The 23,039-nt window shown below is 62.5% G+C and carries 39 protein-coding genes; 14 read left to right on the forward strand and 25 right to left on the reverse strand.

The window, feature by feature from the left end; translation table 11 throughout:
* Window positions 1-78 precede the first annotated feature (78 nt).
* The 11 genes from M3I53_RS01155 to M3I53_RS01205 form a co-directional block, all read right to left on the reverse strand.
* Window positions 79-330, reverse strand: a complete 252-nt coding sequence (locus M3I53_RS01155) for a phage portal protein (protein WP_254314151.1) — start codon at window positions 328-330, stop codon at window positions 79-81.
* Window positions 327-671 (reverse strand): hypothetical protein, encoded by a 345-nt coding sequence (locus M3I53_RS01160; RefSeq protein ID WP_254314152.1) that lies wholly within the window; start codon window positions 669-671, stop codon window positions 327-329. Before M3I53_RS01160 ends, M3I53_RS01155 begins: the two co-directional genes overlap by 4 nt.
* The gene (locus tag M3I53_RS01165; protein ID WP_254314153.1) at window positions 671-967 is read right to left on the reverse strand and encodes a hypothetical protein; all 297 of its coding nucleotides are present in this window, start codon (window positions 965-967) and stop codon (window positions 671-673) included. The genes M3I53_RS01160 and M3I53_RS01165 overlap by 1 nt, the downstream gene beginning before the upstream one ends.
* Complete coding sequence (locus tag M3I53_RS01170; RefSeq protein WP_375542451.1) at window positions 964-1,386, reverse strand: nuclease domain-containing protein; 423 nt, start codon at window positions 1,384-1,386, stop codon at window positions 964-966. Before M3I53_RS01170 ends, M3I53_RS01165 begins: the two co-directional genes overlap by 4 nt.
* Before the next feature lie 14 nt (window positions 1,387-1,400).
* Window positions 1,401-1,571, reverse strand: a complete 171-nt coding sequence (locus tag M3I53_RS01175) for a hypothetical protein (RefSeq protein WP_254314155.1) — start codon at window positions 1,569-1,571, stop codon at window positions 1,401-1,403.
* The gene (locus tag M3I53_RS01180) at window positions 1,568-1,966 is read right to left on the reverse strand and encodes a hypothetical protein (protein WP_254314156.1); all 399 of its coding nucleotides are present in this window, start codon (window positions 1,964-1,966) and stop codon (window positions 1,568-1,570) included. Before M3I53_RS01180 ends, M3I53_RS01175 begins: the two co-directional genes overlap by 4 nt.
* The gene (locus tag M3I53_RS01185; RefSeq protein ID WP_254314157.1) at window positions 1,966-2,553 is read right to left on the reverse strand and encodes a DUF1064 domain-containing protein; all 588 of its coding nucleotides are present in this window, start codon (window positions 2,551-2,553) and stop codon (window positions 1,966-1,968) included. Before M3I53_RS01185 ends, M3I53_RS01180 begins: the two co-directional genes overlap by 1 nt.
* 156 nt (window positions 2,554-2,709) lie before the next feature.
* Window positions 2,710-3,810, reverse strand: a complete 1,101-nt coding sequence (locus tag M3I53_RS01190) for a helix-turn-helix domain-containing protein (RefSeq protein ID WP_254314158.1) — start codon at window positions 3,808-3,810, stop codon at window positions 2,710-2,712.
* Between the two features lie 7 nt (window positions 3,811-3,817).
* Window positions 3,818-4,090 carry a hypothetical protein gene (locus M3I53_RS01195; RefSeq protein WP_254314159.1) on the reverse strand — a complete coding sequence of 91 codons (273 nt, stop codon included), beginning with the start codon at window positions 4,088-4,090 and terminating at the stop codon, window positions 3,818-3,820.
* A gap of 5 nt (window positions 4,091-4,095) precedes the next feature.
* Window positions 4,096-4,536 carry a phage regulatory CII family protein gene (locus tag M3I53_RS01200; protein WP_254314160.1) on the reverse strand — a complete coding sequence of 147 codons (441 nt, stop codon included), beginning with the start codon at window positions 4,534-4,536 and terminating at the stop codon, window positions 4,096-4,098.
* Between the two features lie 197 nt (window positions 4,537-4,733).
* Window positions 4,734-5,042, reverse strand: a complete 309-nt coding sequence (locus M3I53_RS01205) for a hypothetical protein (RefSeq protein ID WP_254314161.1) — start codon at window positions 5,040-5,042, stop codon at window positions 4,734-4,736.
* A gap of 88 nt (window positions 5,043-5,130) precedes the next feature.
* On the opposite strand from M3I53_RS01205, the gene M3I53_RS01210 reads away from it, so the two are divergent.
* The gene (locus M3I53_RS01210) at window positions 5,131-5,337 is read left to right on the forward strand and encodes a hypothetical protein (protein WP_254314162.1); all 207 of its coding nucleotides are present in this window, start codon (window positions 5,131-5,133) and stop codon (window positions 5,335-5,337) included.
* Window positions 5,338-5,444: 107 nt separating this feature from the next.
* Here the strand turns inward: M3I53_RS01210 and M3I53_RS01215 are convergent, their stop codons facing one another.
* A complete protein-coding gene (locus M3I53_RS01215) occupies window positions 5,445-5,669 on the reverse strand; it encodes a Cro/CI family transcriptional regulator (protein WP_254314163.1) in 225 nt (74 codons plus the stop codon).
* 68 nt (window positions 5,670-5,737) lie between these two features.
* Between M3I53_RS01215 and M3I53_RS01220 the strand changes: the two genes are divergently transcribed.
* The 8 genes from M3I53_RS01220 (at window position 5,738) to M3I53_RS01255 (ending at window position 9,770) form a co-directional block, all read left to right on the forward strand.
* Complete coding sequence (locus tag M3I53_RS01220; protein ID WP_254314164.1) at window positions 5,738-6,202, forward strand: helix-turn-helix domain-containing protein; 465 nt, start codon at window positions 5,738-5,740, stop codon at window positions 6,200-6,202.
* A 485-nt stretch (window positions 6,203-6,687) separates the two neighbouring features.
* Window positions 6,688-7,167, forward strand: a complete 480-nt coding sequence (locus M3I53_RS01225; protein WP_254314165.1) for a hypothetical protein — start codon at window positions 6,688-6,690, stop codon at window positions 7,165-7,167.
* Window positions 7,164-7,310 (forward strand): hypothetical protein, encoded by a 147-nt coding sequence (locus tag M3I53_RS01230; RefSeq protein WP_254314166.1) that lies wholly within the window; start codon window positions 7,164-7,166, stop codon window positions 7,308-7,310. Before M3I53_RS01225 ends, M3I53_RS01230 begins: the two co-directional genes overlap by 4 nt.
* Window positions 7,310-7,444: a hypothetical protein gene (locus M3I53_RS38120; RefSeq protein WP_302057513.1), complete on the forward strand. Its 135-nt coding sequence runs from the start codon at window positions 7,310-7,312 to the stop codon at window positions 7,442-7,444. The genes M3I53_RS01230 and M3I53_RS38120 overlap by 1 nt, the downstream gene beginning before the upstream one ends.
* 18 nt (window positions 7,445-7,462) lie before the next feature.
* The gene (locus tag M3I53_RS01235; protein ID WP_254314167.1) at window positions 7,463-7,630 is read left to right on the forward strand and encodes a hypothetical protein; all 168 of its coding nucleotides are present in this window, start codon (window positions 7,463-7,465) and stop codon (window positions 7,628-7,630) included.
* Window positions 7,631-7,692: 62 nt separating this feature from the next.
* Window positions 7,693-7,926 carry a hypothetical protein gene (locus M3I53_RS01240; protein ID WP_254314168.1) on the forward strand — a complete coding sequence of 78 codons (234 nt, stop codon included), beginning with the start codon at window positions 7,693-7,695 and terminating at the stop codon, window positions 7,924-7,926.
* Window positions 7,927-8,016: 90 nt separating this feature from the next.
* Window positions 8,017-8,748, forward strand: a complete 732-nt coding sequence (locus tag M3I53_RS38380; RefSeq protein ID WP_309249474.1) for a hypothetical protein — start codon at window positions 8,017-8,019, stop codon at window positions 8,746-8,748.
* Entirely contained in the window at window positions 8,745-9,770 is a 1,026-nt protein-coding gene (locus M3I53_RS01255; RefSeq protein ID WP_254314171.1) for a hypothetical protein, read from the forward strand. Before M3I53_RS38380 ends, M3I53_RS01255 begins: the two co-directional genes overlap by 4 nt.
* A gap of 14 nt (window positions 9,771-9,784) precedes the next feature.
* On the opposite strand, the gene M3I53_RS01260 is transcribed toward M3I53_RS01255, so the two are convergent.
* Window positions 9,785-10,045, reverse strand: a complete 261-nt coding sequence (locus M3I53_RS01260; RefSeq protein ID WP_254314172.1) for a hypothetical protein — start codon at window positions 10,043-10,045, stop codon at window positions 9,785-9,787.
* Between the two features lie 159 nt (window positions 10,046-10,204).
* Window positions 10,205-10,477 (reverse strand): hypothetical protein, encoded by a 273-nt coding sequence (locus M3I53_RS01265; RefSeq protein ID WP_254314173.1) that lies wholly within the window; start codon window positions 10,475-10,477, stop codon window positions 10,205-10,207.
* Between the two features lie 35 nt (window positions 10,478-10,512).
* Between M3I53_RS01265 and M3I53_RS01270 the strand changes: the two genes are divergently transcribed.
* From M3I53_RS01270 to M3I53_RS01280, 3 genes are read left to right on the forward strand one after another with little or no spacing between them, the layout of a single operon-like run.
* Window positions 10,513-11,046 (forward strand): DUF1643 domain-containing protein, encoded by a 534-nt coding sequence (locus tag M3I53_RS01270; protein WP_254314174.1) that lies wholly within the window; start codon window positions 10,513-10,515, stop codon window positions 11,044-11,046.
* Window positions 11,047-11,061: 15 nt separating this feature from the next.
* Window positions 11,062-11,289, forward strand: coding sequence for a DUF4224 domain-containing protein (locus M3I53_RS01275; protein ID WP_254314175.1), 228 nt, complete (start codon window positions 11,062-11,064; stop codon window positions 11,287-11,289).
* A gap of 37 nt (window positions 11,290-11,326) precedes the next feature.
* Complete coding sequence (locus M3I53_RS01280; protein WP_254314176.1) at window positions 11,327-12,457, forward strand: hypothetical protein; 1,131 nt, start codon at window positions 11,327-11,329, stop codon at window positions 12,455-12,457.
* Window positions 12,458-12,729: 272 nt separating this feature from the next.
* Here the strand turns inward: M3I53_RS01280 and M3I53_RS01285 are convergent, their stop codons facing one another.
* Window positions 12,730-13,443: a hypothetical protein gene (locus M3I53_RS01285; protein WP_254314177.1), complete on the reverse strand. Its 714-nt coding sequence runs from the start codon at window positions 13,441-13,443 to the stop codon at window positions 12,730-12,732.
* Between the two features lie 733 nt (window positions 13,444-14,176).
* On the opposite strand from M3I53_RS01285, the gene M3I53_RS01290 reads away from it, so the two are divergent.
* The gene (locus M3I53_RS01290) at window positions 14,177-15,118 is read left to right on the forward strand and encodes a DnaJ C-terminal domain-containing protein (protein WP_254314178.1); all 942 of its coding nucleotides are present in this window, start codon (window positions 14,177-14,179) and stop codon (window positions 15,116-15,118) included.
* On the opposite strand, the gene M3I53_RS01295 is transcribed toward M3I53_RS01290, so the two are convergent.
* The 5 genes from M3I53_RS01295 to ssuD form a co-directional block, all read right to left on the reverse strand.
* Window positions 15,115-15,363 (reverse strand): DUF6566 family protein, encoded by a 249-nt coding sequence (locus M3I53_RS01295; RefSeq protein ID WP_254314377.1) that lies wholly within the window; start codon window positions 15,361-15,363, stop codon window positions 15,115-15,117. The two genes, M3I53_RS01290 and M3I53_RS01295, sit on opposite strands and share 4 nt — an antisense overlap.
* An 86-nt stretch (window positions 15,364-15,449) precedes the next feature.
* A complete protein-coding gene (locus tag M3I53_RS01300; RefSeq protein ID WP_028204871.1) occupies window positions 15,450-15,665 on the reverse strand; it encodes a molybdopterin-binding protein in 216 nt (71 codons plus the stop codon).
* Window positions 15,666-15,717: 52 nt separating this feature from the next.
* On the reverse strand, window positions 15,718-16,599 hold the full coding sequence (locus M3I53_RS01305) for an ATP-binding cassette domain-containing protein (protein WP_254314179.1): 882 nt from the start codon (window positions 16,597-16,599) through the stop codon (window positions 15,718-15,720).
* On the reverse strand, window positions 16,596-17,453 hold the full coding sequence (gene ssuC / locus M3I53_RS01310; protein WP_254314180.1) for an aliphatic sulfonate ABC transporter permease SsuC: 858 nt from the start codon (window positions 17,451-17,453) through the stop codon (window positions 16,596-16,598). Before ssuC ends, M3I53_RS01305 begins: the two co-directional genes overlap by 4 nt.
* A gap of 35 nt (window positions 17,454-17,488) precedes the next feature.
* Window positions 17,489-18,646, reverse strand: coding sequence for an FMNH2-dependent alkanesulfonate monooxygenase (gene ssuD / locus M3I53_RS01315; RefSeq protein ID WP_254314181.1), 1,158 nt, complete (start codon window positions 18,644-18,646; stop codon window positions 17,489-17,491).
* Window positions 18,647-19,058: 412 nt separating this feature from the next.
* Between ssuD and M3I53_RS01320 the strand changes: the two genes are divergently transcribed.
* The gene (locus M3I53_RS01320) at window positions 19,059-19,484 is read left to right on the forward strand and encodes a hypothetical protein (RefSeq protein ID WP_069267614.1); all 426 of its coding nucleotides are present in this window, start codon (window positions 19,059-19,061) and stop codon (window positions 19,482-19,484) included.
* 94 nt (window positions 19,485-19,578) lie between these two features.
* Here the strand turns inward: M3I53_RS01320 and M3I53_RS01325 are convergent, their stop codons facing one another.
* The 5 genes from M3I53_RS01325 to M3I53_RS01345 form a co-directional block, all read right to left on the reverse strand.
* Window positions 19,579-20,736, reverse strand: a complete 1,158-nt coding sequence (locus tag M3I53_RS01325; protein ID WP_254314182.1) for an enoyl-CoA hydratase/isomerase family protein — start codon at window positions 20,734-20,736, stop codon at window positions 19,579-19,581.
* A gap of 72 nt (window positions 20,737-20,808) precedes the next feature.
* A complete protein-coding gene (locus tag M3I53_RS01330; protein WP_254314183.1) occupies window positions 20,809-21,522 on the reverse strand; it encodes a TetR/AcrR family transcriptional regulator in 714 nt (237 codons plus the stop codon).
* A gap of 74 nt (window positions 21,523-21,596) precedes the next feature.
* Complete coding sequence (locus tag M3I53_RS01335) at window positions 21,597-21,881, reverse strand: DUF1488 domain-containing protein (protein WP_254314184.1); 285 nt, start codon at window positions 21,879-21,881, stop codon at window positions 21,597-21,599.
* Between the two features lie 166 nt (window positions 21,882-22,047).
* The gene (locus M3I53_RS01340) at window positions 22,048-22,395 is read right to left on the reverse strand and encodes a multidrug efflux SMR transporter (protein WP_042268604.1); all 348 of its coding nucleotides are present in this window, start codon (window positions 22,393-22,395) and stop codon (window positions 22,048-22,050) included.
* Between the two features lie 4 nt (window positions 22,396-22,399).
* Window positions 22,400-22,897 (reverse strand): heme-degrading domain-containing protein, encoded by a 498-nt coding sequence (locus tag M3I53_RS01345; protein WP_254314185.1) that lies wholly within the window; start codon window positions 22,895-22,897, stop codon window positions 22,400-22,402.
* Window positions 22,898-23,039 lie beyond the last annotated feature (142 nt).

Genomic DNA, 23,039 nt, shown 5'->3' on the forward strand with positions numbered 1-23,039 from the left:
CGAACATGATCGCCTCTTGCGCACTCTTGAAAATACCCTTTTTGGGTGCTTCCATGTTCACCTTGTTGGAGTTTTTGTTTAGGGGACGACCACGAACGCAATGCCGTGGTGCGTGAACCAATCGCCCAACGCGTGCCGCAAGTCGAGGCTGTTCGGCCACGAGTATTCGATCTGTTTGACGCCGCCCGACGTTTCGCTGATCTCGCCGCTGAACGGGCAGTCGTCGAACGCGATGAGCTGAGCGCCGGTGACCGTGTCGTGGTGGCGCAGCGCCGAGTCGATCAGCTGCTCGGGCACGTCGGCGTATTGGATATATGCGTGCGCGCTCATGTTGCTTCCTCCAGTGTCAATTCGAGCGCGCCGCTAACGATGAACTCGCCAAGCGCCGCCTTATTTCCTTCGTGCCGGTTGATGTCCGCAGGCAGCCATGCGCAACCATCACCTGCCCATCGCTTGTCCGCCTCCCCTAGAAAGCGACTCAGGTGCTCAGGCAAAAGCACGAGCGCCGATACAGCCCACGGATTGAGCCAGTTCGGCTGATACCGCGACGTGATGCGCCGCACTGCGCGCACCGTGGCGCCGAAGAAGTACGACGGCGGCCCGCTGCCACCCATGCGGCCGACGTGTTTCGAGTGGTCCGCCGGCAGGCTCAGTTGCACTTCGAGAATCACTAAGCCGCCTCCTTGCACGTCCATTTCTGCTCGCCACTCTCCATGAATTCGGCCAGCGACCTCTTGTTCGTCGCGACGCGCGCCGTGCACTGCAGCACGCCTCCGGATCTCCACGTGTGCAGCCTCCCCGAGATCCCTTTGCGGTAGTGCGGCGGGATATAGGCATCGACGAGGACGACGTCTTCCCTGGCGACGCCCTTCGTGACCGAGCGCCGCACCACGAACACCGTCGTCTCGAATGACTGAACCTGCGTGCCGCGCCTCGTCTCGACTTCCACATCAATCAGCAGCCTCAAGCCATCACCTCCTGCAATCCCATCTTTCGGGCGCGCACTGGCGCCCATTCCAGAAACGCCTGACTGAACGTCACCTGCTTTTTCTCGCGCGGCGCGCTCCCTTGATCCAGCCAGCTATGGCACCAGAAGCAGCCCGGCACCGTGCGTGCGTGTTCCGACTTCAATCCCATTCCCTTACCGGCCGCCAGGCTGTTCTCGTGGCACGGCACGACCGTTTCGTCGTTCGGGTTTCGACGGCAGACGCCCGACACGCGCAGAAAGCACGGTTCGCCGCGGCATGCCGCCAGATACTTCGATCCTTCTGCCACCGTCGGCTTCTTCGCGCGCTTCTTCATCGCCGTCCGGCGCAGCGCCGTGCCGCGATTCGCTAGACTGCTGAATGGCGAGCCCGGCTTGCGCGCGAAACCGGTGCGCTTCATCGGCGCCGAACGCTTCATCGATCCACCCGCACGACGCGAATTTCGACCGGCGCGCCGGCCGCCTCGATCAGCGATAGACGACCATGCCTCCAGAACTCGAAGCCGACGGCCAGAAACCACTCGGGCAAGTCCAGATCCGAAAACCGGCACGCGACCCATGCGTCGTACTCTTCGCGCTCGGTCAAGCCGCTCTCCCCATGCTCACCATGCGACGCATCGATTCGGTGAGCACCGGATCAGCCGCCTTCCACCATGCGCCGGCCGCCTCGCTGACATTCCGGCTACGTGCGCGGCGAGCTGCACGCGCAGGGTCGCGCCACGTCTTGGTCGCAACGTTCTTCCCCGGCCCGTTGACGTAGACGAACGTGTTGCCGTCGCGGCGGCAAACGTGGATCATCTGCATCGAGCCTTCGCGCGAGAGTTCGTTGAGCGCTGTCTGAACCGTCTTGCTCGAACGCAGGATCACGTCGGCAATCTGCTTCCGCGTGCGCTCGACGCCGTCTTCAATCAGCGCGGCCACGCGGGAAGCGGTCGATTCACGCAGTGTTTCGGCTTGCGCCTTGCAGTTCGTTTGCGGCATCAGATTTCCTTGATGGTGATGTCGTGCACGGCCAGCATTTGCTTGCGCTTCTGCACATACGTTGTGTTTTTGCGCGTCGCCTCGGATTTCACGTCCTCGACGACCTGTTTGCCCGTCACGGCGTCGACGTAGACGAAATCAGCGACGTACTTCGAGGCGCGCTCCCATGTGCCATCGTCGCGCTGCTTGCGCGGCGTCAGGACGAACGGCACCTGCAGTTGCAGATCGCGGATCGCACCGGCCGCCTGCAACTGGATCAGGTGAAACCAGCGCGAACGCTCCTTCTCGCTGTCGAACTTGATGCCCTGGTGCTCGCACTTCCGGTTGCCGTACTTCGGTCCCTTCTTCGGCTTCGCCATGCCAAGCGACTGCGTGGCGTCGCGGCGATACGCGGGCGTCAGCGCATCGCGCGCGCCGTCGCCGTCGGCGATCTCGTCGAAACCGTGTGCGGGCTGCGTGCCGAACTTCTCCGCTAACTTCTTTTGCGCGAAGCCCATCGACGCTGCTTTGTCGCGCACGCGCGCGGTGCCAACCGTCTTCGTACCGAGCGGCACGACCATCGGCCATGGTGTGGTGCGCTTCGTCATTGCTGCTTTGCCTCCCAACGTTGCGGCTTCATCGTGCATGCTTGGTGGCCGGGCACGAACACGTAATCCGGCTTCAGCGCGCAGTTGCGATAGCCGAGCCGATACATCTTTTTGTGGCCGGGCTTCGTCGTTGCGTGCTTGCAGTCGGGCAGGCACTCATGCAGCCGCCGCAAGCGCGGGCTTATCGCGCGGGATCTCGTTGAAATACGCATACAGGGCTTCGTAGCGCTCTTCGCTCTCGCGGCTCACCGTGCGCAGAAGCTCTTCCATCCATTCGCCCGGGCCGGCCAGCTTGCAGACCTTCGCCTTGAACTGCTCGAAGAACTGGAACTTCGAGCGATCGACGCCGAGCTGCTGGCCACGCGCCAGATAGCCGCTCTCCGACTTCCACCAATCGGCGGGCGCTGCCGCCGCGCCGGTGGCGCCGCCCTGTTGCTGCGCATCGCGCACTGGGAACAGGCCCGTCCAACCACGCAGCACCGCCTCGTCGATCGTCGTCTCAACCGACTGGCCCACATCGAGCAGCTTCTTGATGCGCTTGATCGACACCTTCGCCGCCGCCAGAGTCCAGGGAGCGTCTTTCGCCTTTGCCTCGCGGTGCTCACACCATGCATCCCACGAATCGAACGGCAGCCAGTCGGGCAGTTCGAGGTTCAGAATCTGGCCATGCAACGCAACTCGCGGCGCACGCCGCGCAGGTTGCTGATCTCCTGCTTTCTCTTGCACCACTAAAGCCATCTTGGTGTCGAAATTTGGAGGGGCTTCAGGTGAAATTTCACCCCCTTCAACGTGGGATTTGGAGGGGCTTGAAGTGGAATCTGTAGCCGCTTGAATTTTGGAGGGGCTTGAGATTTCATCACCCTTAGAGGGTTGAGATTTCGAGGGGCTTCGTTTTCCACCCCTCTTCGCCATGAACTCTTCGAGCGTCGGCGGGCTCAGTGAGATCGTTTCGCCCGTGCGCTGGTCGACGCTCTGCACGATCGATGCGCCAGCTGGCGCCAGCATTTGATAGACGACGATGCTCTGCGTGCGGCCGATGCGCTTGTCCGTTTCCAGCAGGTAGCCAAGCTCGATCAGCTTGTTGCGCGCGCGACGAATCGTCTGGATGTTCAACTCGGTGTCGAGCTCAAGCTCTTCGTTGGTGACCCACGTCGAATAGTCCTCGCTGGCCCAGTTCGCGTAGGTCTTCAGCAGCGTCTTGGCCGACGAATCGCCGACTCGCTGACGCTTGGCCCACTGGTGCGCGTATCCGCTCATGACGGCCTCAGTTCGCCGCCGGCAAGCCGAGCGTCTCGTTCTCGTGGCCCGTAGCGTCGCACTTGCGCGTGCCGAATACCGCGAGCTTTCCGGCGTCGATCAGCGCGCGAACACGGCCACAGACGCTCGACAGGCGCATGTTCGTGCGGTCTGCGATGTCCTGACGCGTCAGCCGCGTATCGGGCGCCGTGAACAGGTCGACGATCATTTGCTTCTGCGTGCGGCGCGTCTCGGGGTCGAGCGCATCGAATGCCGCCAGTTGGGTTGCGGTGGTTCGCATATGGGTTACTCCGCCATGCCGCGCAGGCGCGCGGAAATGTTGAACAGGACCTGCGCGTGCGTGTAGATGCGCTGCTCGATGCGATCAACTTCGCCGAATTCAACGCGACCATCCTCGAGCGTCTTACAGATCTCTTTGCCGACTTCGCCGTGCGTCGCCCATGCCGCGCCCATCAACTCGACAATCGCTGCGTCGTTGCACTCTTCCATCGACGGCGTTTTCACGAGCGCGAAGCCGAGCTCGTTCGCGATGGCCTCCGCGATACGCACATCGCCGGTGATCTGCGACATACGCACAGCTTCCGCAAGCGTCAGGTGATGAGTGGTGTTGTTCGGGTTGACCTTGTTGCGCAACACAGCGCCCGACATCCCGAGGCGCGGTGCGAGCGATTCCGTGCCGCCCGGATAGTCATGCGCTACTGCGTAGGCTGCGTCGGTGATGTGCACGTTGGCTCCAATTGAACGTTGTTCGCTGCGTTGAGGACTACTAAAGTGCAACTCAACAACAAGAAACGGGGAAGGATAAACATGAAGACGTTGCTGCCGGTTACTGCCGGAACCGCATCGGGCCGAAGCGCGGGGATTCGCTTCGCCTCTCGTTCGCCCGCTCCGCTCTATGGAGTCGGGCGAACTCTATTACCGTCTCAAGCCAACGCAGAAGCCGCATTGGTTGCCTCGTTGTTGCTGCTCGCGGCCCTGGTGCCGCTGCTGTGCAGATGAGCGATTCGCGTCGCTTCAGCGACCATCGCCCAATCGACGTGATTTACGAAACCCTTCATCGGAAGGTTGCGAGCGGGTTGGTTCAGGAACACCCGCTGCGACAACGTTTCGCGCTCACCCGTTTCGATGTGCAGCGCCGCCGAATTCTCTTCGCGGATGATGTGCATCACAGCGTCGATGCCGCCGTGCTTCGCCGCGTTGCGCAGCATTTCTTGGTGGTGCGGAAGGTGCATTTATGCTCCGTGGTTATATGGGCGAGGATCCCGACTTTCGTCTGTAGAATTGGTGGCTCTCCAACAACCAATCTCTACGGGGATCCTCATGAACTTCAAACTGTTGTCCGTCTACCATCCGTACGCGGTCGCCCCAACGCAGTTGCGCGTCGATCTGGCGATCGTGCTGCGCGGCGAAGAAGATGCGCGCGACGAAGGAACAATCAGCGTGTGGATCGAGCCAGCGGATGTGAAAACCGCAACGCTGGGCGAGATCGAGGAACTTGCGATCGCCCGCGCCCGCGCGATTACCTGACCGTAATGCGCCACATCGCGCCGCCCTGTCGAGTTTCTTCACGCAGGGCGCGCTGCACCGCCGGGCGAATCAGCCAAAGCACGAAGCGCGCATACAGGTCCTTCATTTCAGACTGCCTCCCTTTTTGCGGTCTGTTCAGCATGCTGAGCGACATCGGAGAACACCTCCGGCTGCGTCAGGCGAAGCGTGTGCAGGCGCGCGCGCGGAATCCCATTGCGCCGCCATTGCGAAACTGCGGCGGGGTCGACATCAAAAATACGCGCAACCTCGCCCGTGCCACCGAGGCTATCGATGATTCGATCCGCTTCCAGAGCGACTGTTGACTTGTCCATGGTGAAATTTAAGCACACTTAACACCAAAAGTGAAGTGCACTTAACTTGGAAAGTTTAGCCTACTGAAATGAATGAGCTAGATACCTTTGTAGGGCGCCTTCTGCACGCGAAGAAAATTCGTGAGGCAGAGCTTGGCGCATCCATCGGCAACAAGGAGATTGCCTCCAAGGCGGAGGTTTCGCCTTCTGCGATCTCTCAGTGGATGCATGGCAACGTGAACACGGAGAACCTCAAGGCTGCGCATGTATTTCGCGTAGCCCGGTTTCTGCGTGTGAGGCCCGACTGGCTATGGGACAGACGCGGATCTATGCGAGACGCATTGGACGAGTTGCCCGATTCCGCAAAAGGACTACTCAATGACCTCAAGAGAGCGTCAGCACAAGGCGTTGCCGAGATAGCAATACCAGCTATGCAGGGCGCATTAGATGCCGTTCTTAAGTTGAATGAGCAATCTCGTGCCCAGCTGCTCGACATGAATGCGCCGACCCCTCCAGGGGGCTCAGATTCCAGTCGAAAACCGCGGCGTACCTGAACACTCCGACATCCCCTGTGCGGGCCGCATAACCCCTCACCGGCGCGCCGAGCAACTCAACATCCCAGTCGAAATCGGGCGATTCATGCCGCCCGATGACACGGACAATCATGCCTATATGGTCCGGGTTCATGCATCGACTGACGATCGCCATCCCTCCTGGTTTTACCGCTCCGCCCACCCCACTCGCTAGCGCTCTCATCGCTACTTCCCCGTTCTCTCGCCTTCTGTTCTCAAAATACTGTATGGATGTACAGTATGGCGATGCGAAAGCCATTCGTCAATTTAAGTCAGCTTAAATTTTGTTGCGCCTCTATATTAAGTGTGCTTAAATTCGCTTCACGCACTCACCGAAGCACTGAGCGGGAGCGCCTGAAGCACCAGTCGTCGCGGCGACTTCCCAAAAATAGCCCGTATGGTCTCCTTCAGGTTGTGTGAACGAGGCGCTCCCGCTCAGTGCTGCGAATTAATTGGAGCTTGAGGACATGGCAACAATTCTGACCGACGAGCGCCGAACGGCTCTCGGCTCGCTGATCAGCGAGTGGTTTGGCAAACTCGATTCCGACGGCGGAAAGCAATCGGACGATGGCCGGATCATTCGCGCGTTCGACTACACCGATTCGCGCAACATCGATCTGCTGATCGACGAAGCAATCGCGCCGGCAATCGCTGACGCAGTGCAGTGCGCGCTCGTCGCGCAGGCAAATACGGTCCCGCTCACGGTGCTCAACGCCCTGCGCTTCTATGCGAGCGGCGACCACTTCAGCATCGACGACGATCATCAGCAGTTCGACACGGTCAGCGGCGAGCCGCAAAACTGGTTGTTCAGCGAACGCGACGACGACTGCACGATGGTCGAAAACGGTGGCATCGCGAAGGCCGTTCTGCGCGGCTTCAATGGTGGCTTCGAAGAAGCGCCGACCGCGATCGAAGGCGAAGTTCTGCGTGCGCGAGTCGAAGCATGAACCGCGCTGCTTGCGATAACGCTCTGCTCGCCGCGTGCGATGAACTGTACGGCAAGCTGGCACGCGCCGCGGCTGTCGGCCTGCTCGGCGTCGCTGTCGGCGTGACCTGGTATGTGCTGGTCGGCCTGCGCGTAGGTGCCTGATGGAAACGATCAAACTCGCCGGCCGTCTCTGCATCGCTGGCGTCGTCGTAATCGGCCTTCTGGCGTTTCAGGCTCAGATGCATGAGCGTGAAACGGCATTCGAGGCCCACTGCAGCAAGCATCGCTGCACCTGATCCCGAAAAGGCTCACCAATGGACATCGTAGAAGCAGTTTGTATCGCAGTCCTTATCGGTTTTATTATCGGCACTGGCGTTGCACTCGGCGTGGCGAAGCTGCTGAAACGTGAGCGTCAGTCGCTTCCGTACGCCGGCCCGGCGATCGCCTACGACGCGGAGCCCTACCCGCGCGCATGGGAGTGAGCAAGATGCGCTGCCATGTCCGCTGCCGCCACTGTGCAACGCGTCGCTGCCTGAAGCGAAAGTTGTCCGAGTACTTGCGCGTGCCCGCGTGCGAAGTCTGCGGAAAGCGCGATTACCGCGTCGACCGCTGGATGAATCGCCGTAACACGACGCGCATGACGTGCACTTGCGCGGGCTACTGGTTCCCGCATCGGCAAGGCTCGCTGTTCTGCTGGAGCCGTGCCGACGGCACGCAGCGATACCCCGGCGATCCCGACTTCGCCGACCGCAATTACGACGGCCTCGCAGCCGCATAGAACAGTTTCCATGGCGCAGGGAGGCTCCTGCGTTGTGGCGTGTTTGGCCGGCGCCCGTACGGGCCGGTCCCTTTTGAAGGACAACAGCAAGTGGACATTCACGGTTTGCCGTTCAGGTCGCCTCATCCAGCATGGCAGCCGACCTTGAAATCAGCTCTCAGGGCCGAGGATCAAATCGATTGCAGCCTGACCGGCAATCTCTCCAATGAGGTAAGCCCATCTTTGGCTGAAGGGTCCACGGCGCACGTCAACGATTGCTCCGTCCACACTCGTGCGGCCTACGTTATGTCCGGTTATCTGAAACGTGACGTTATACATGTCCTCTTCGACGAGGCGAAGCGTGACGCGAATTTCGAAACCTCGATAGGGGATAACTCGATCCATAGCCACGCTTTGAGAGATTCAGAAAACGGTGACGACCTAGCGAAGATTCTGGAAGCCGCGCAATTTGATCTCGCTGCTGATGGCGAATTGACAACTCTTGAACGCAGCCTCGAAAGCTGCGTCCGAACTACCAAACGGTCCGTACGAGCCACGTGGATCCGCCTGAACGCCGGCGACGCTCGTAAATTCCTTGTATGTGATCGGCTCAACAATGTAGTACTCGAAGCCACCACTAGAACAAGGCCTGCCTTCGACTGTTGCTCTCATGTGCCAGCCATTGAATGTGTCAAGGCGCGTTTCCATAGATCCTCCCGTTTTGATTCGGGAAGACCGTCGTACGATCGAAAGTTCGTTTCCCGCGCTCATGCTGCGCTCTATTACTACCTTCGGCAAGCTAAATCACTTTGGCATGGTCAAAGGGCCGGAGTGCTTCAATGAGAGCGCCCTCCGTATTACTCGCAGTCACGGCTACCGTGACTGCAGCGTGTCTGTCGATCATGGCTGGATGGCAGCGTGGCGGGTTCCTCGCCGAGCGCGTGCTCTGGATCGCTGTCGGCGTCGTGCTCGTCGTCGCGGCGCATCTGCTGCCCGCCCTATGCCGGCCGCACGGTTGGCGCGTGCGCGCGGTCGGCGCCCTGCTCTGGGGCGGCTGCATCGCCGCGACCTGCTACGGCCATGCCGTCTTCTTTCTGATGGCGCAGAAGCATGCGGGTGAACTGCGCGCCGCCGCGGTGCCGGTCGTGACTGCGCATGGTAGTGACTTGAGCGTGATCGCACGTGACCGGGCAGACGCAGTAACGCGACTGGCCCGCGCCACGGCGCGCCGCTGCGTCGAGCCGTGCCCGAGTCTGCGCGCCGAGCGTACGTCACTCGCAGCCAAGGTCGAAGCGCTCGATGTCGAGAAGGCAGAAGCGCTCCGCGCCGAGTCAGCACAGGACCGAGCCAGCGCAGCGCGCGCAGCAGCCCTGGCTGATCCGGTGACCGGCGCCCTCACCGCCTTCGGTGTGGCCGCACCGCGCGCCGAACTCGTGACCGCCCTCGCCTTTGCCGCCGTGCTCGAAGCCGTCGCCTGCTTCTGCTGGCTGCTCGCGCTGCGCCCGGCTGCCGTGACTGAAATTGCGGTAACGCCCGCCACACAAGTCAGTCACGCCGTCGCAGTAACGGCAGTCACGCCCGAAAGTAACGCCGCCGCACCAGTCGCGGAGCCGGTCGTCGTCGAGTCCGCCCCGGTGCTGCGCCTGCCAGTAGTCGAGCAGCACGACGACGTGACGCGAGTCATGACCGCAGTAGCCGCAGGCCAGTTGCGTCCGACCGTGACAGAGATCCGTAAGTTTCTAGGTTGCTCGCAGGCGCGCGCCGCGAGAGTCCGCAAACAACTTGAGCCTGCAAGCATTCAATCGATGCACGCGACGGTCGCCGATCAAAATGGCGATCCAGCGCGCGACGAGGTGTTTGCGTGAAACCAGCTATGACTTCAGCCATTGTTGACGAAATCGCCGCCAGTGGCCCGACCTTCGAGCACGTCTCTGCCGAACTGGATCAGGATGCGGCATGCCTCATCGTGGGTCTTTGCAGGCGCTGCCCATCGCGGCGTAACCCGGGAATCCCTGACGTGATCGCTCTTGGTCTTATCGGTGATTACGATCCAGCCAGTAAAGCTCGCTTCGTCCGGATCATTCGAGACGTTCGCGTGTATCTCAATTCCCGGCTTGAACTCAGAAATTTGGCTTGGCATGGCGGTCTCCTAGCAAGCCCAGCGCACAGCGTAGCACGCAGATCGCAGCGCGGGACCACCACATTTGTGCGCTACCGCACGAATCGACCAACCCTAACCAATCGTGAGACGAGCATGAGCCGAAAATGCACACTCAGACCGCTTGGGGTGCCTTGCACCTCACGGCAAACGGATACCACGCATCTTTGCCGAAGCTATCGTCCGACGAAGATATTGCTTCGCGCATTCGAAGCAGCTGTCTGCATATTTCCGCTCCGCAAGGGCCTCATTTTTATCGGCTTCCCGCGAAAAACAAGTCGCCGGTGCGAGTTGGCGCCGCGCCAGATCGGAATCGGGGGAAACACTCCAGCGCACTCCCGTATGTCCGTCGGCAAGCCACACGGTCGCCACCTCAATCCTGAAGCCTTCGAACGACTCAATGCGGGTCCACATCGTCCCTCCCAAACCGCCTGTCCAAGGAACCAAGTATGAGCGCAATCATCAGCCGCTGCTGCTCTTATCGCTACCGACTTGAGCGCGAAGTACGCTCCACCGGCATCGTTGTCGCCTTCTTCGGCGTCAATCCATCGCGCGCCGACGCGAGCGTACGCGACCAGACGGACTGGAAGTGGACCGCCTTCTCACACCGCTGGGGCGCCCGCAAATACGTCGCTGGCAACCCGTTTGCGTTCCGTACGCCTTATGTCGAGGATCTTGTCGCCGTTGTTGATCCGGTCGGGCCTGAAAACGACGCCCACCTCGCGCAGATAATCGCCGACGCTGACTTGCTCGTGCCGTGCTGGAGCGACCGCAAGAAGCTGCCGCACGTGTTGCGCCCGCGCCTTGACGCGGTCGCTGAAATGCTCCGCGTATCGGCAAAGCCCTTAATGGTTTTCGGCCTCACGAAGGGCGGCGATCCGAAACACCCGCTGATGCTCAGCTACGAAACGCCACTTACCAACTGGAACGCAGAAGGTAACCGCCCTCCCATAGACGGGGACCGAAACACTCAAGGCAAGTAGCAGATGGAGCAAACGATGAGCGACTACCTGACCTCGACCGAACTCGCCGACCTCATCGGCTGCAAGCCGAACCAGCGCACGCGGATGATCAATTGGCTCGCCGACAACCGCTGGAAGTATGTCATCGACCGCAACGGCATTCCCAAGGTCGCACGCGCGTTCCGCGATCTGAAGCTTGGACTCAGCGCCGATACCAAAGCAACGAAATATGACAATGGTCCGAACCTCCAGGCATTCGCCTAAAACCGCCGGCAAGAACGAACCGACCGGAATCGACAGGTTGTACAAGCGCACCGGCGTGCGCAAGGTGTCGTTCTGGTACAAGTTCCCCGACGGCCGCAGCGAGACGTTCGAAACCGCGGCGCGTGGCGATCGAACTGCGATCCACGAAGCGGAGCGCCGCGCAAAGCGCCGCGCCGTCGACGTGCAGGAAGGTCACATCATCGCGGGCTCGGTTGCAGACGCGATCGACCGCTTCAAAACCGAATACGACGTGAACCATTTCAGGGATCAGTCGCGCGACGGCAAGTACGTGCGCGAGTCTTACTACGAGAAGCTGACTCGCTTCTTCGGCAAGATGGCGCCCGCGCGCCTGGAGACGATCCACGGATACCAGTATCTCGACGCGCGCGCCGCCGCCGGCGCGCCGATGGGCGCCAACAAAGAACTGGCGCTCATGCAGACCATGTGCAACTACTGGATCCGCTGGGGGCTGATCAAAGTCAACCCGTTCGTCGGCATGATGCTCAACAAGGGCGACCCAGACGTGCGCACCGTCACAAAAGCGGAGATCGTCCCGTTCTACCTGTGGGCCGTGCGTCAGCAGCAGGCATACCGCACGATGGGCGTCGCGGCGATGTTCACGTACCTCACAGGCTTTCGCGCAGCGGAAGTGCGGCCGTTCCATATGTCGGGCCTTACCGAAGCCGGCGTGCGCGTCATCTCGGCGAAGCGGAAGAAAGGCGAGACGCAAACGGTCAAGCTGCGCGAGTGGTCTATCCGCCTTCGCACTGTCGTCGAGCGCGCGAAACGTGACCGCAAGGTCGCTAGCATCTACCTGTTCCCAAACCGGCGCGGCCAGGCATATTCGAAAAGCGGTTGGACCTCGGTCTGGCAGGACGCCATGTATGCATACATCGGTGAATTCGATCCGGCGATCGCGCGCGAATTCGACGCGAAGTGTAAGCGCGAGGCCGCGCAGCGACGTGGCGAGAAAGCGGATGACGTCGAGCTGAAGCTGGTCGAGCATCCGGCGTACTTCGCCCTGTCGGACGTGCGCCCGGCCGCCATCACCGCGAAGCTCGAGGCGCGTGACGCGGATGCATACGACTTCGCCGCTCACGCGAACCCGAGCACGACACACAAACACTATGACCGGCGCAAGGTCAAGCGGGCGAGCGCGACGGAGTAATTCATTGGCTCTACCGCAGGCATTTAGTTCGCGTGCTATCCAGAGGCAATATCGGCGCGCTTATGAAGATGCCACTCGACACAATTGCCGCAACGTTGACGAGAGGGCCACCCAATGGAATAAGATTGGCGACGGACGGTCCCCGTCTCGACGCCGCAAGATCTTCAGTCCGTCGCGGCCAGCATTAGACTCTATGTCGTCCAGATCTTTGCTTGTGTTCCACTCCGTGTGGCGCGCGTTGGCTTGCAAAGCCAATCGGGAAAATGGAATTCCTACGTTTGCGAATTTTCCATTTGTGCGTGCTCCGCCTCCCAATAATCGCTGTTCTTCTGATACCACATTATCCCTTCCTCCTCCGCTTTTTTTGCAACGCTGTGCCCCTGGGCGGTCAATTTGCAGCGACGATAGCCGCTATACTTATTCTCGACAAGACCTTCAGATATTAGAAGATCAACATCCATTCTGAATTGATCGCTGCGCCCCCAATTGCTGATGAGCTGGCCCCACGTTTTAGGCGACTTGTACAGCTCTGATAGGCTCCGAGAGCCACCAAATTTGGCTACGAGCAGTTCCACCTGAGACTCTCGAAGAATTTCGGCGATCGGTTGCTTCTGATTTTCCCCCGAAACCCCCAGCTTTTTTACGATTTTATCGGCGGCTTCAGAAATTTCCTTTTCAACGGCTTTTGCCGAGCTCGCTGGTGAAACCGATTTAAAGCCAAAGCTCTCTTTTAGATATTGCGAGTAGTAAGAATCCTCCTGCATTTGCGGCCTGAACTTCGTTTGAAGAAGAAACAGTGCGCCAATGAAAATAGGGACATTTACTACGGAGCTTATTACCAACAATGAAGCTGCCCATGTTGGGTGTGATATTTGCTGCGCCGCGAGTAGAAATGAGGCATTAACAACAATTAATCCGACAAGCCATGCAGCGAGTAACTGTATCGGCTTCGTGACCTTTTCGGGATTGATTCTTTGATTGTCCATAATTGCACATCAATTCTTATAAAGAGCTTAAAGATCGAAGCAGAACAGCTTTAGTGCGATCAGGTTTCTCCGCTGCGCCTCTGCGAAACATACAACAAACTCACTCGCTTCAGCACCCGGCGAAATCTTCTTGGCTACCTTGCTACAAAGCGTCATTAGGCAAGGTAAACGGCAATAGGGTAGAAACCTTTAGCCTGCGACAGCATCTGAGATGGTCATCAATAGCTCCTAAGCAGAGCAGACGGCCGATTGAAGTCCAACTGCGAGCACCTCCAAACGGGACCACACAGAATGAACTTGACCGAGCTCCGCCACGGATCGTACCCGCCGGTCATGTACCCGTCGTTTTTTTCGTTTCGTTTGCGCTTTGTTCTCATCGAGGCGATCCGGTCCTTGGTTGCCGTGGCCCACCATTCCAGCGACGGCAAATATACTGTATAGATAGACAGTATGGTGAGCGCGGCGGGACCAGTTAAAATGGCCCAAAATTTCGGAAGGCCTCGTCGCAAACGCGCGCCAGTGCTGGGTCGATAAAGTGAGGCACGTTCCGAAATCGAAACTACAGGGCCTTGTTTTTGAACGCGAATTTGCTGTTCGACGACTCGATTGTGATTCCTGTCGTCGTGGGTTCGAGTCCCATCAGCCACCCCAAAGAATTCAGCAGTGAACAAATGAGCCCGCACTGGTTGCGGGCTTTTTTGCGTCTGTGCACGAGGGACACCCGGGGACGCCTTTGAGCTTCGAGCAATACTACAGGCGGCTGCAACTGCCGGAGAGCGCGTCGCCGGCAGAGATCAAGCGCGCCTATCGTCAACTGCGCGCGAAGTACCACCCCGACCGCAACAAGGGTCACGAAGCGGCAGTCGAGCCGGCGTTCAAGCTCATTCAGGAAGCCTTCGAGATTCTAAGCGGCAGGCGCGTCGCGCCAACGGCCGGGACACCGGGCGCCGCCGATTCGGCCAGCAAGACCCACAACGGCGAAGCGCAACCGCGCCGACGCCGCGCGGCGCCGCCCATGCGCGGCGCCAACTGCCTCGTCGAGCTATTCGTGCCGCTCGAAGTCGCGATCAATGGCGGCGGCGTTCAGGTCCACTACCCTGTCAAAGGTCCGTGTCCCGCGTGCGAACACGAAGATCGCGGCGCGCTTTGCGAACAGTGCCACGGCACCGGCGTCAAGACGTGGCGCAAGTCGGAAGTGGTCGGAATTCCTGGCGGGGCATGGGACGGTCAGCGTCTCGTGGTGGCCTGCGGCGGCCATCCCGGCGTGAGCGGCGGCCCGTCGGGAGACGCGACTTTCTCCGTCTCCATCGTTTGCGGCCCGGGCTTCACCCGCAACGGGCTCGATATCGCCTGCGAGCTTCCAATCGACTTCGTGACGGCCATGCTGGGCGGCGGCGTTCGGGCGAAGGTGCTCGGCCGCACGCTGGAAGTGAAAATTCCGGCGAACGCGAATGCGCGCACGCCAATCCGCCTGTCCGGTCTTGGACTCGCGGGCCGCAACGGCGAGCGCGGCAACCTCACGCTGCAACTGGTGCTCACCATGCCGGCCGGCGCCGCACATTTGACCGGCGCCGAGCGCCAGCAGCTACGCGATATATTCGCCGATGCAGAGCGCCGGGCAAGCCAGTCGCCTGGCTCGGGCTCGGGCTCGGGCTCGGGCTCGGGCAAACGCTAGCGCGGCTGCGTGCCGCGCGCATCGATCCACGTGCGCGCCGCTTCGAGGCCCGCCTCGGCCGCAGCGTGCTCGGTGGACCACAGACGCGTGATATGCACGAGTTGCCAGTCCTCCACAACCGTATCGCCCTTCAGCACGCGATAGTGCGCCTTCACGCCCGTGAGCACCTGCTCGACCGCGACTTCGATGTCGTAGTCCTTATAGCGCTCCTGGTAGTCGCCCATGTCGATGCCCTTCGGCTCCATGCTCGCCTCTTTCGCCTTCCGCTGACGGTTCATGCTAGCACTACCGGGCGTCCGACTCGCGTGCGGCGCCCACGCGCGGGCACGCTTCAGAGGCGCGCGATCGATACCTCCGTCGACTTCACCAGCGCGACCACTTCCGAGCCCACCTTCAACTCGAGTTCGTCGATCGAGCGCGTGGTGATGACCGAGGTGACGATGCCGAATGCCGTGTCGACATCGACTTCCGAAACGACGGGCCCGCGAATGATCTCCTTGATCTTGCCGCGAAACTGGTTACGTACGTTGATGGCGGTAATGCTCATAAGTTCGGCTCCGTGAGTTCGAGTGTAAACAAGAGGATTCCTGATAAATGGTTCAAGCCGCTGTGCCCGATGGCCGCCCGGCGGCTGCCTGCGGGCCGTGGCCGAGCACGCGCTGCAGCACGCGCTCCTCGAGCGCCGCGAAGCGTGCGTCGACGCGCGCCCGAGGGCGCTCTAGCGGCACACGCTGATCGAGCGCGATGCGACCCGCCTCGACGAGCAAAATACGGTCGCCCAGTGCGACGGCTTCGTGCACGTCGTGCGTCACGAGCAGCGCGGTGAAGCGATGCTCGCGCCACAGGCGCTCGATCAGCGCATGCATCTCGAGACGCGTCAGCGCGTCGAGTGCGCCGAGCGGTTCGTCGAGCAGCAACAGGCTCGGACGATGCACGAGCGCGCGGGCGAGCGCCACGCGCTGGCGCTGGCCGCCCGAGAGACGCGCGGGCCACTCGTCGGCGCGCGCGAGCAGGCCCACCTCGTCGAGCACCGCGCGGGCGTCGTCACGCGCGCCGCGCCCGAGTCCTAACATCACGTTCTGCAAGACGGTCTTCCACGGCAGGAGGCGCGCGTCCTGAAACATGATGCGCGTATCGAGCGGCGAGCCATTTGCGCCGCGCCGCTCCACTGCGCCCTCGTCCGGCGTTTCGAGGCCGGCGATCAGGCGCAGCAAGGTGGACTTGCCGCAACCGCTGCGTCCGACGATCGACACGAAACTGCCGCGTTCGATCGCGAGGTCGAAGCCCGCGAGCACGGCGCGCTCGCCGTAGCGTTTGCCCACACCGCGAAGGGCAACGGCAGCGTCCGTTTCAGGTGTAGGCGTACGCGGCGCCACGCCCTCGCGCGCCGCTTGCGCCCTGTCGCTGCGCTCACGCGCCAGCACGCGCCCGGCATCATCCCACCCCACGCCGTAGTTCGGCGCCAGTCGACTCGCGCTCATGCTTCGCTCTCCTGTTGATAAGCGGGGTGCCAGCGCAGCGCCACGCGCTCGAGCGCCTTCGCGAGCCAGTCGGCGAGCTTGCCGAGCGCCGCATAGAGCAGGATGCCGACCACCACCACATCGGTTTGCAGGAACTCGCGCGCGTTCATCGTCATGTAGCCAATGCCCGACTGCGCGGAGATCGTTTCGGCCACGATCAGCGTCACCCACATCAGGCCGAGCGCAAAGCGCACGCCCACGAGAATCGAAGGCAACGCCCCCGGCAATATCACCTCGCGATAGAGCCCGAAACCCTTGAGCCCGTAGCTGCGCGCCATCTCTACGAGATTGGCGTCCACCGAGCGGATGCCGTGAAACGTGTTCACATACACGGGAAAGAACACCCCCAGCGCGACGAGAAAGACTTTCGCCTCCTCGCCGATGCCGAACCAGAGAATCACGAGCGGGATCATGGCGAGCGCCGGGATATTGCGGACCATCTGCACGGTCGAATCGAGCGCGGTCTCAGCGGGCTTGAAGAGGCCAGTGGCCAGCCCGAGCAGGAGCCCAATACCGCCGCCGATCGCGAATCCCGAAAGTGCCCGCCACGTGCTCACGCGCACGTCCGCCCACATTTCGCCCGACTCGATCAACGACCAGGCCGCCCGCACAACGGCGAGCGGCTCGGGCAGCACGCGTGTCGAGAGCGCGCCGCTCTTTGCGGCGACCTCCCAGATCACCAGCACCGCCAGCGGCACGAGCCAGGGAGCAAGCCGCCGCCGGCTCGCCCGCACGAATGCCCGCGCGGCGCGCAGCGCGCCGCCTTGGCCCGCGCAATCGCGCGCGCTTGCGGCCGTTACTATGGATTGCGTCATCGTTGCGTCCTCGCCGATTGCCTGTCTTGAGCGCCTCAGCTCTGGCTCACTTTCGGCAAATAGTGATTGCCGACCACTTCGCCGAACGGCCCCGAAAGCGGGCCAGTGGCGCCCTTCGCCGTGCGCCCCGGCAGCAGCGGAAATACGAGTTCCGCGAACCGGTAGGATTCCTCGAGATGGGGATAGCCGGACAAAATGAACGTCTCGATGCCAAGCTGCGCATATTCCTTCATGAGCGCAGCCACCTGTTCAGGATTGCCGACGAGCGCCGTGCCCGCGCCGCCACGCACGAGGCCCACACCCGCCCAAAGGTGCGGATACACCTCGAGATCCTTGCGCGTGCCGCGCTTGCCGCCGTGCAGCGCGGCCATCCGGCGCTGGCCTTCCGAGTCCATCTTCGCGAATGCGGCCTGGGCGCGCGCAACGGTCTCGTCGTCGAGGTGGCTGATGAGCTTGTCGGCGGCGGCCCACGCTTCGTCTTCGGTCTCGCGCACGATCACGTGCAGGCGAATGCCAAAGCGGATCGTGCGTCCGTGCTCGGCGGCCCGCGCGCGAATGTCGGCGATCTTGCGCGCGACGGCTTCGGGCGGCTCGCCCCACGTCAGATAGGTGTCAATATGCTCGCCCGCCATGGCGTGCGCGGCCGGCGACGAGCCGCCGAACCACAACGGCGGATGCGGATGTTGCGTCGGCGGATACAGCACTTTGCCGCCCACCGAGCGCAGATGGTTCCCCTCGAAGTCGATCGCCTCGTTCGCGTGCGATGCCTCGAGCAGCTTGCGCCAGATATGCAGGAACTCGTCGGTGATTTCGTAGCGCGTGTCGTGATCGACGAAGAGGCCATCGCCTTCGAGCTCGGCCGTATCGCCGCCCGTCACGACGTTGATGAGCAGACGGCCATTGGAGAGCCGGTCGAACGTGGCGGCCATACGCGCGGAGAGCGCCGGCGACGAGAGGCCCGGGCGGATCGCCACGAGAAACTTCAGGCGCCGCGTCGCGGCAATGAGGCTCGACGCCACGACCCACGCGTCCTCGCACGAGCGGCCCGTAGGCAGCAGGACGCCTTCGTAGCCGAGCGTATCGGCGGCGACGGCGATCTGCTGGAAATACGCGAGATCGGCCGCGCGCGCGCCTTGGGTCGTGCCCAGATAGCGGCTGTCGCCGTGGGTCGGGATAAACCAGAACACATTCATGCGTTGCTCCTGCCTGGAAATTCGAAACACGAATCGGGTGACTGCCGGCCAGCGAGCGAGCGCGGGCATGCCGCGCAAACGAACGCGCCGCTCGTGGCTCGATTGAAAGGATTCGACAACAGACGGAATGCGCCGCGCATTCGCCGTGCGCCTCGCGGTAGCGCCCAGCGACGGCGACGCCGTCTTCATGGGGAACCAGTCTAGGGACGGCTCGCACCCTTTAGAACGATTTTTTTGAGCTTAGGTTTTCCACTTTCGTGCTTTACCCGACGCTTTAGCGTACGGGGCGCCTCGGGCGCACCGCGCGCCGATATAATGGCGCACGCACCCACAAAAACACCGGCACGCCGCGCGCACGACGCTCCACAAAGCGCATTGCGCAGCGAGGCCAAGCAAGCTCTCGCAAGATTCCATGCAAAAACTGATTCTGCCGTTCGTATCCGGCTTTCTGGCGTCGCTCTTCTTTCGCGAGGCGACGCTCGCACTCCTGCATGCCGCGCAGGTCATCGACGCGGCCGGATTTTCGACGAACCCATTTCAGCCGCTCGGGCTGCCCGAGTTCCTCGTGAATGCGATCTGGAGCGCCATCTGGGCCGTGCTGATGGCGTGGCTGCTGCGTGTGTCGCCTTCGCGTCCCGCGCCGTGGGTGCAGGCCTTCGTGTTCGGCGGCATCGTGCTCACCGCGGCGATGGTATTCGTCGTCGATCCGCTGCGCGGCATCTGGCCGACCGGCAACATGCTGCCGCGGCTTGCCACGGGCTTTGCTTCGAATGCGATGTGGGGCTGGGGCGCGCTGGTTTTCATGCGCGCGTTCATGAGCGAAACTGCCGAAGACTGACCCCGCCTGTAGGGCTGTGCGCCCTGCGCGGCCCGAGCTTTCCCGCCGCGCCTTTCTCTCACACTTCTCCCGCCCTTGCCTCACGCCAGCGAGCTCAACCGGTGAGTTCGCGCAGCGGGTGCTCCATCGAGCGCCAGGGACTCTCGAACATGCGCTCGACGTCTTCCCGGCGCACGTCCTCGATATTCGCAAAGCGCCAGTGCGGATGATTGTCCTTGTCGATGATGCGCGCGCGTATGCCCTCCATCACATCGCCAATCGCGAAGCTCGAGCGCGTGAGGTCGAGATCGCGGCGCAGGCAGTCGGCCATTGTGCCTTCGGCGCGGGAGACCACCTCGAGCGACACCGCCATGGAAAGCGGCGAACGCTCGCGCAGGACGTCCACCATCTGCCCGGCCCATTGCGCCTGGTCGCCCGCGCCCGCATGGCGAGCAGCTTCGAGGGAAGCCAGCATGGCCGGCACATCGGCGCGCGAGAAATGCCGGTCGATCCAGCCACGAACCGTCGCCAGCGACGAACCTTCGGCGAGGCGCTTCAACTCGGGCGCGGGTAGCGCCGCCTGGCGCATGCGCGCGACCACTTCCGCGCCGCTCGCAAACGGCTCGCTCTCCAGCGCATCGAGCAGCGCCGGCCACGCGGACTCGTCGAGCGACGCATCGGCCAGGCCCGCATACACGGCGCTGGCCTGATCGAGCGTCTCGCCTGTCACCGCGAGATACCGGCCGATCGCGCCAGGCGTGCGCGCAAGGAACCAGCCCATGCCGACATCGGGAAAGAGGCCGATGCGCGTCTCCGGCATCGCCATGCGCGTGGTCGGACCCACGAGCCGCAGCCCGCCCGTGCGACGCGCGCCTTGCGAGATGCCCATGCCGCCGCCCATGACCACGCCGTTGAGCATCGCGATGTACGGCTTCGGAAAGGTGAAGATGGCGTGGTTGAGGCGATATTCGTCGGCGAAGAACGTGTCGAGCGGCGTCTGATCGCCCGCGCGGTACGACTCGTACAGAAAGCGAACATCGCCGCCCGCGCAGAACGCGCGCGCGTGGCGCGTACGCACGATCACCGCGAGCACGCCCGGGTCGTCGCGCCAGCGATCGAGCGCCGCGTGCATCGTGCGGACCATGGCGGTGGTGAGCGCATTAAGCGCCTGCGGGCGCTCGAGTTCGATATAGCCGATGCGGTTCGCGACGCGCGTCAGCACGTGGGAGTCGGCATCGGCTGCGGTCGGGCTTGCGTTGGCTTCGTGTGACATGGCGATTGGCAAGGCAGAACGATGAGCGGCGCCTGCATCGGCCGAGGCGCGATCACAGGCTTTCTGAGGCTATCACGACGCCACCCCGCGCGCTTGCCAGGGCGGCAATGTGGCCGCAGCGGCGCGCGCGCCGAACCAGGCATCGAGCGTGGCGTCGATCAACGGACCGGGCGCCGCATGCTGAAAGCCAGCGCGCGCGAGCGTGAGCATCACCACACCGTGCAGCGTGGCCCAAAGCGACTGCGCGAGCAGGCTGCCATCGACATGCGCCCCGCTCGCGGGCGTCAGCTCGGACAGCGTGGCGGCAAAGAACTGCGCACCGCTGGCCGGCGCGGCGACCGCTTCAGGCGCGCGAGGCGCATCGGCCATCGCGTCGCGCTGACGGCGGGCAGCCGGGCCCACGTGTTCCAAGGGCGTCTTGTGCGCCATGAAGATGAGTTCGTACGTCTGCCGATGATCGCAGCCGTACGCCACGTATGCATGTGCGAGCGCATGAAGCCGCTCGCGCGCATCGGCGATCAACGCGAGCGGTTCGAGCTGTGCGAGCAGTTGTGCGTAACCTTCGCGGCCGAGCGCCTCGGCGATCCCGTCGCGACCGGCGAAATAAAGATAGAGGGACGCGGGCGAATAACCGATCGCGTCGGCGATCTTGCGCATGGAGAGCGCGGCGAGGCCTTCGCGCATGACGATGCGGCGCGCAGCGCCGAGGATGCGCTCGCGCTGGTCGTGCGCGCGCGCTGCGTGTCTTGCCTGCAGTTGGCGGTCCTTACGTTCGACGATGCCCATGATGACGTCAGACGGCTATGGCAACCGAAATTCCCGTGACGCCCGAGCGGGCGTGCATGACTGCGAGTACAAGCCTACGAGTCGAGGCGTCCGGGCGGAAAGTGACCGCTCTTGAGCAGCACCGGCGTGCCGTTGCTGAGTTCGAGATGGGCGCGCGCCACAGCCTCGATGCGCTCACGCCCGGCGTCGAACGCCTGCATCCACGCGTCGCGGTTCGCGGGCAGCGCGCCGAAATGGTCCTCGAGCGCCTCGACGGAAATTGCACAGGGGACGCGTGTGCCGTCGACGAGTGCGGGGAAGACCACGGTCAGATTGGCGTCGCGATAAAGCGGCGCGTCGGCGGGAAAACGAATGATCATGTCCAGCCCCAATGCAGAAAATCAGCAGAAAACACTGCCGCCGGAGGACGACGCGGCGCACGGCGGTAACCGGCCATGTTACGCGCGTGGCGCAATGTCTGGCGCGAACGTGGCCACTGCGGACGCCGACGCGGCGCCCACCGCGGGCCGGTGCAGCCGCCGTCTTTCAATGCGCCTGCATCTTGGAGAACAGGTTCAGCACGACCACGCCGGCCACGATGAGGCCGAGCCCGAGCACGGCCGGCAGATCGGGCACCTGCCGATAGAGCGCCATCGCCACGAGCGTGATGAGCACGATGCCTACGCCCGACCACACCGCATAGACGATACCCACCGGCAAACTGCGCAACGTGAGCGAGAGCCCGTAGAACGCGATGCCATACCCCACCACGACGATCGCCGACGGCACGAGCCGCGTGAAGCCATCCGACGCGCGCAACGCAGAAGTGGCAATAACTTCCGCGACGATCGCGATGACGAGCCAGGTCCAGGCCGAGAACGGAGGAATGCGCATCGTCTCAGACCTTCGCGAGCGCGAGCTGTGCGTAGTCGGCGCTGAGTTGCGCGCAGAGGGCTTCGACCACCAGTTCGTGATCGGCGCGCTGCGGCAGACCCGACACCGTGATCGAGCCGATCACGCCCGCTCCCTCCACCGTGAGCGGAAACGAACCGCCATGCGGCGCGAAATCGCTGATGGGCAGGCCGTGCTTGTCGGCGAGCGTCGAGCCGGTTTGCTGCATGCGCAAGCCGATCGCGTAGGAGCTGCGCCGGAAGTGCTCGACCACGCGCGACTTGCGGCGCACCCAGTCGGCGTTGTCGGGTGTGGCGCCGTCCAGCGCGCAAAAGAAGAGCTGCTGGCCGAAGGTGCGCACATCGATGGCGACGGGCAGTGCCCGAGCGCGCGCGAGCTCATGCAGATGCGCGCCGATCTGCCAGGCGCGATCGGCGTCGAAACGGGGAAACACCAGCGCGTGCTCCTGAGCGGCTATCGATTGCAGATCGAGGGGAATGTCCATGGAAGAGGCAAATGAAGCGCGGTGCGCTGTGAAAGGCAAAGGCGCAGCGTGAACGTTGCGAAGAGCGTGCATGGCGCCGACCGAGCCCCGATTCTATCCTGACGGTTCAAAAGCCTTTGCGCACGCGTCCCGCAAACATTTT

The sequence above is a fragment of the Paraburkholderia sp. CNPSo 3272 genome (assembly GCF_024206495.1).
GTDB lineage: Bacteria > Pseudomonadota > Gammaproteobacteria > Burkholderiales > Burkholderiaceae > Paraburkholderia.

Coding starts and splice junctions, on each gene's coding strand:
- M3I53_RS01155 (WP_254314151.1), bottom strand. CDS start 330: ATGAGCGCGCACGCATATATCCAATACGCCGACGTGCCCGAGCAGCTG.
- M3I53_RS01170 (WP_375542451.1), bottom strand. CDS start 1,386: ATGAAGCGCACCGGTTTCGCGCGCAAGCCGGGCTCGCCATTCAGCAGT.
- M3I53_RS01180 (WP_254314156.1), bottom strand. CDS start 1,966: ATGCCGCAAACGAACTGCAAGGCGCAAGCCGAAACACTGCGTGAATCG.
- M3I53_RS01185 (WP_254314157.1), bottom strand. CDS start 2,553: ATGACGAAGCGCACCACACCATGGCCGATGGTCGTGCCGCTCGGTACG.
- M3I53_RS01190 (WP_254314158.1), bottom strand. CDS start 3,810: ATGAGCGGATACGCGCACCAGTGGGCCAAGCGTCAGCGAGTCGGCGAT.
- M3I53_RS01195 (WP_254314159.1), bottom strand. CDS start 4,090: ATGCGAACCACCGCAACCCAACTGGCGGCATTCGATGCGCTCGACCCC.
- M3I53_RS01205 (WP_254314161.1), bottom strand. CDS start 5,042: ATGCACCTTCCGCACCACCAAGAAATGCTGCGCAACGCGGCGAAGCAC.
- M3I53_RS01210 (WP_254314162.1), top strand. CDS start 5,131: ATGAACTTCAAACTGTTGTCCGTCTACCATCCGTACGCGGTCGCCCCA.
- M3I53_RS01215 (WP_254314163.1), bottom strand. CDS start 5,669: ATGGACAAGTCAACAGTCGCTCTGGAAGCGGATCGAATCATCGATAGC.
- M3I53_RS01220 (WP_254314164.1), top strand. CDS start 5,738: ATGAATGAGCTAGATACCTTTGTAGGGCGCCTTCTGCACGCGAAGAAA.
- M3I53_RS01225 (WP_254314165.1), top strand. CDS start 6,688: ATGGCAACAATTCTGACCGACGAGCGCCGAACGGCTCTCGGCTCGCTG.
- M3I53_RS01230 (WP_254314166.1), top strand. CDS start 7,164: ATGAACCGCGCTGCTTGCGATAACGCTCTGCTCGCCGCGTGCGATGAA.
- M3I53_RS38120 (WP_302057513.1), top strand. CDS start 7,310: ATGGAAACGATCAAACTCGCCGGCCGTCTCTGCATCGCTGGCGTCGTC.
- M3I53_RS01235 (WP_254314167.1), top strand. CDS start 7,463: ATGGACATCGTAGAAGCAGTTTGTATCGCAGTCCTTATCGGTTTTATT.
- M3I53_RS01255 (WP_254314171.1), top strand. CDS start 8,745: ATGAGAGCGCCCTCCGTATTACTCGCAGTCACGGCTACCGTGACTGCA.
- M3I53_RS01260 (WP_254314172.1), bottom strand. CDS start 10,045: ATGCCAAGCCAAATTTCTGAGTTCAAGCCGGGAATTGAGATACACGCG.
- M3I53_RS01265 (WP_254314173.1), bottom strand. CDS start 10,477: ATGTGGACCCGCATTGAGTCGTTCGAAGGCTTCAGGATTGAGGTGGCG.
- M3I53_RS01270 (WP_254314174.1), top strand. CDS start 10,513: ATGAGCGCAATCATCAGCCGCTGCTGCTCTTATCGCTACCGACTTGAG.
- M3I53_RS01275 (WP_254314175.1), top strand. CDS start 11,062: ATGAGCGACTACCTGACCTCGACCGAACTCGCCGACCTCATCGGCTGC.
- M3I53_RS01285 (WP_254314177.1), bottom strand. CDS start 13,443: ATGGACAATCAAAGAATCAATCCCGAAAAGGTCACGAAGCCGATACAG.
- M3I53_RS01295 (WP_254314377.1), bottom strand. CDS start 15,363: ATGGAGCCGAAGGGCATCGACATGGGCGACTACCAGGAGCGCTATAAG.
- M3I53_RS01300 (WP_028204871.1), bottom strand. CDS start 15,665: ATGAGCATTACCGCCATCAACGTACGTAACCAGTTTCGCGGCAAGATC.
- M3I53_RS01305 (WP_254314179.1), bottom strand. CDS start 16,599: ATGAGCGCGAGTCGACTGGCGCCGAACTACGGCGTGGGGTGGGATGAT.
- ssuC (WP_254314180.1), bottom strand. CDS start 17,453: ATGACGCAATCCATAGTAACGGCCGCAAGCGCGCGCGATTGCGCGGGC.
- ssuD (WP_254314181.1), bottom strand. CDS start 18,646: ATGAATGTGTTCTGGTTTATCCCGACCCACGGCGACAGCCGCTATCTG.
- M3I53_RS01320 (WP_069267614.1), top strand. CDS start 19,059: ATGCAAAAACTGATTCTGCCGTTCGTATCCGGCTTTCTGGCGTCGCTC.
- M3I53_RS01325 (WP_254314182.1), bottom strand. CDS start 20,736: ATGTCACACGAAGCCAACGCAAGCCCGACCGCAGCCGATGCCGACTCC.
- M3I53_RS01330 (WP_254314183.1), bottom strand. CDS start 21,522: ATGGGCATCGTCGAACGTAAGGACCGCCAACTGCAGGCAAGACACGCA.
- M3I53_RS01335 (WP_254314184.1), bottom strand. CDS start 21,881: ATGATCATTCGTTTTCCCGCCGACGCGCCGCTTTATCGCGACGCCAAT.
- M3I53_RS01340 (WP_042268604.1), bottom strand. CDS start 22,395: ATGCGCATTCCTCCGTTCTCGGCCTGGACCTGGCTCGTCATCGCGATC.
- M3I53_RS01345 (WP_254314185.1), bottom strand. CDS start 22,897: ATGGACATTCCCCTCGATCTGCAATCGATAGCCGCTCAGGAGCACGCG.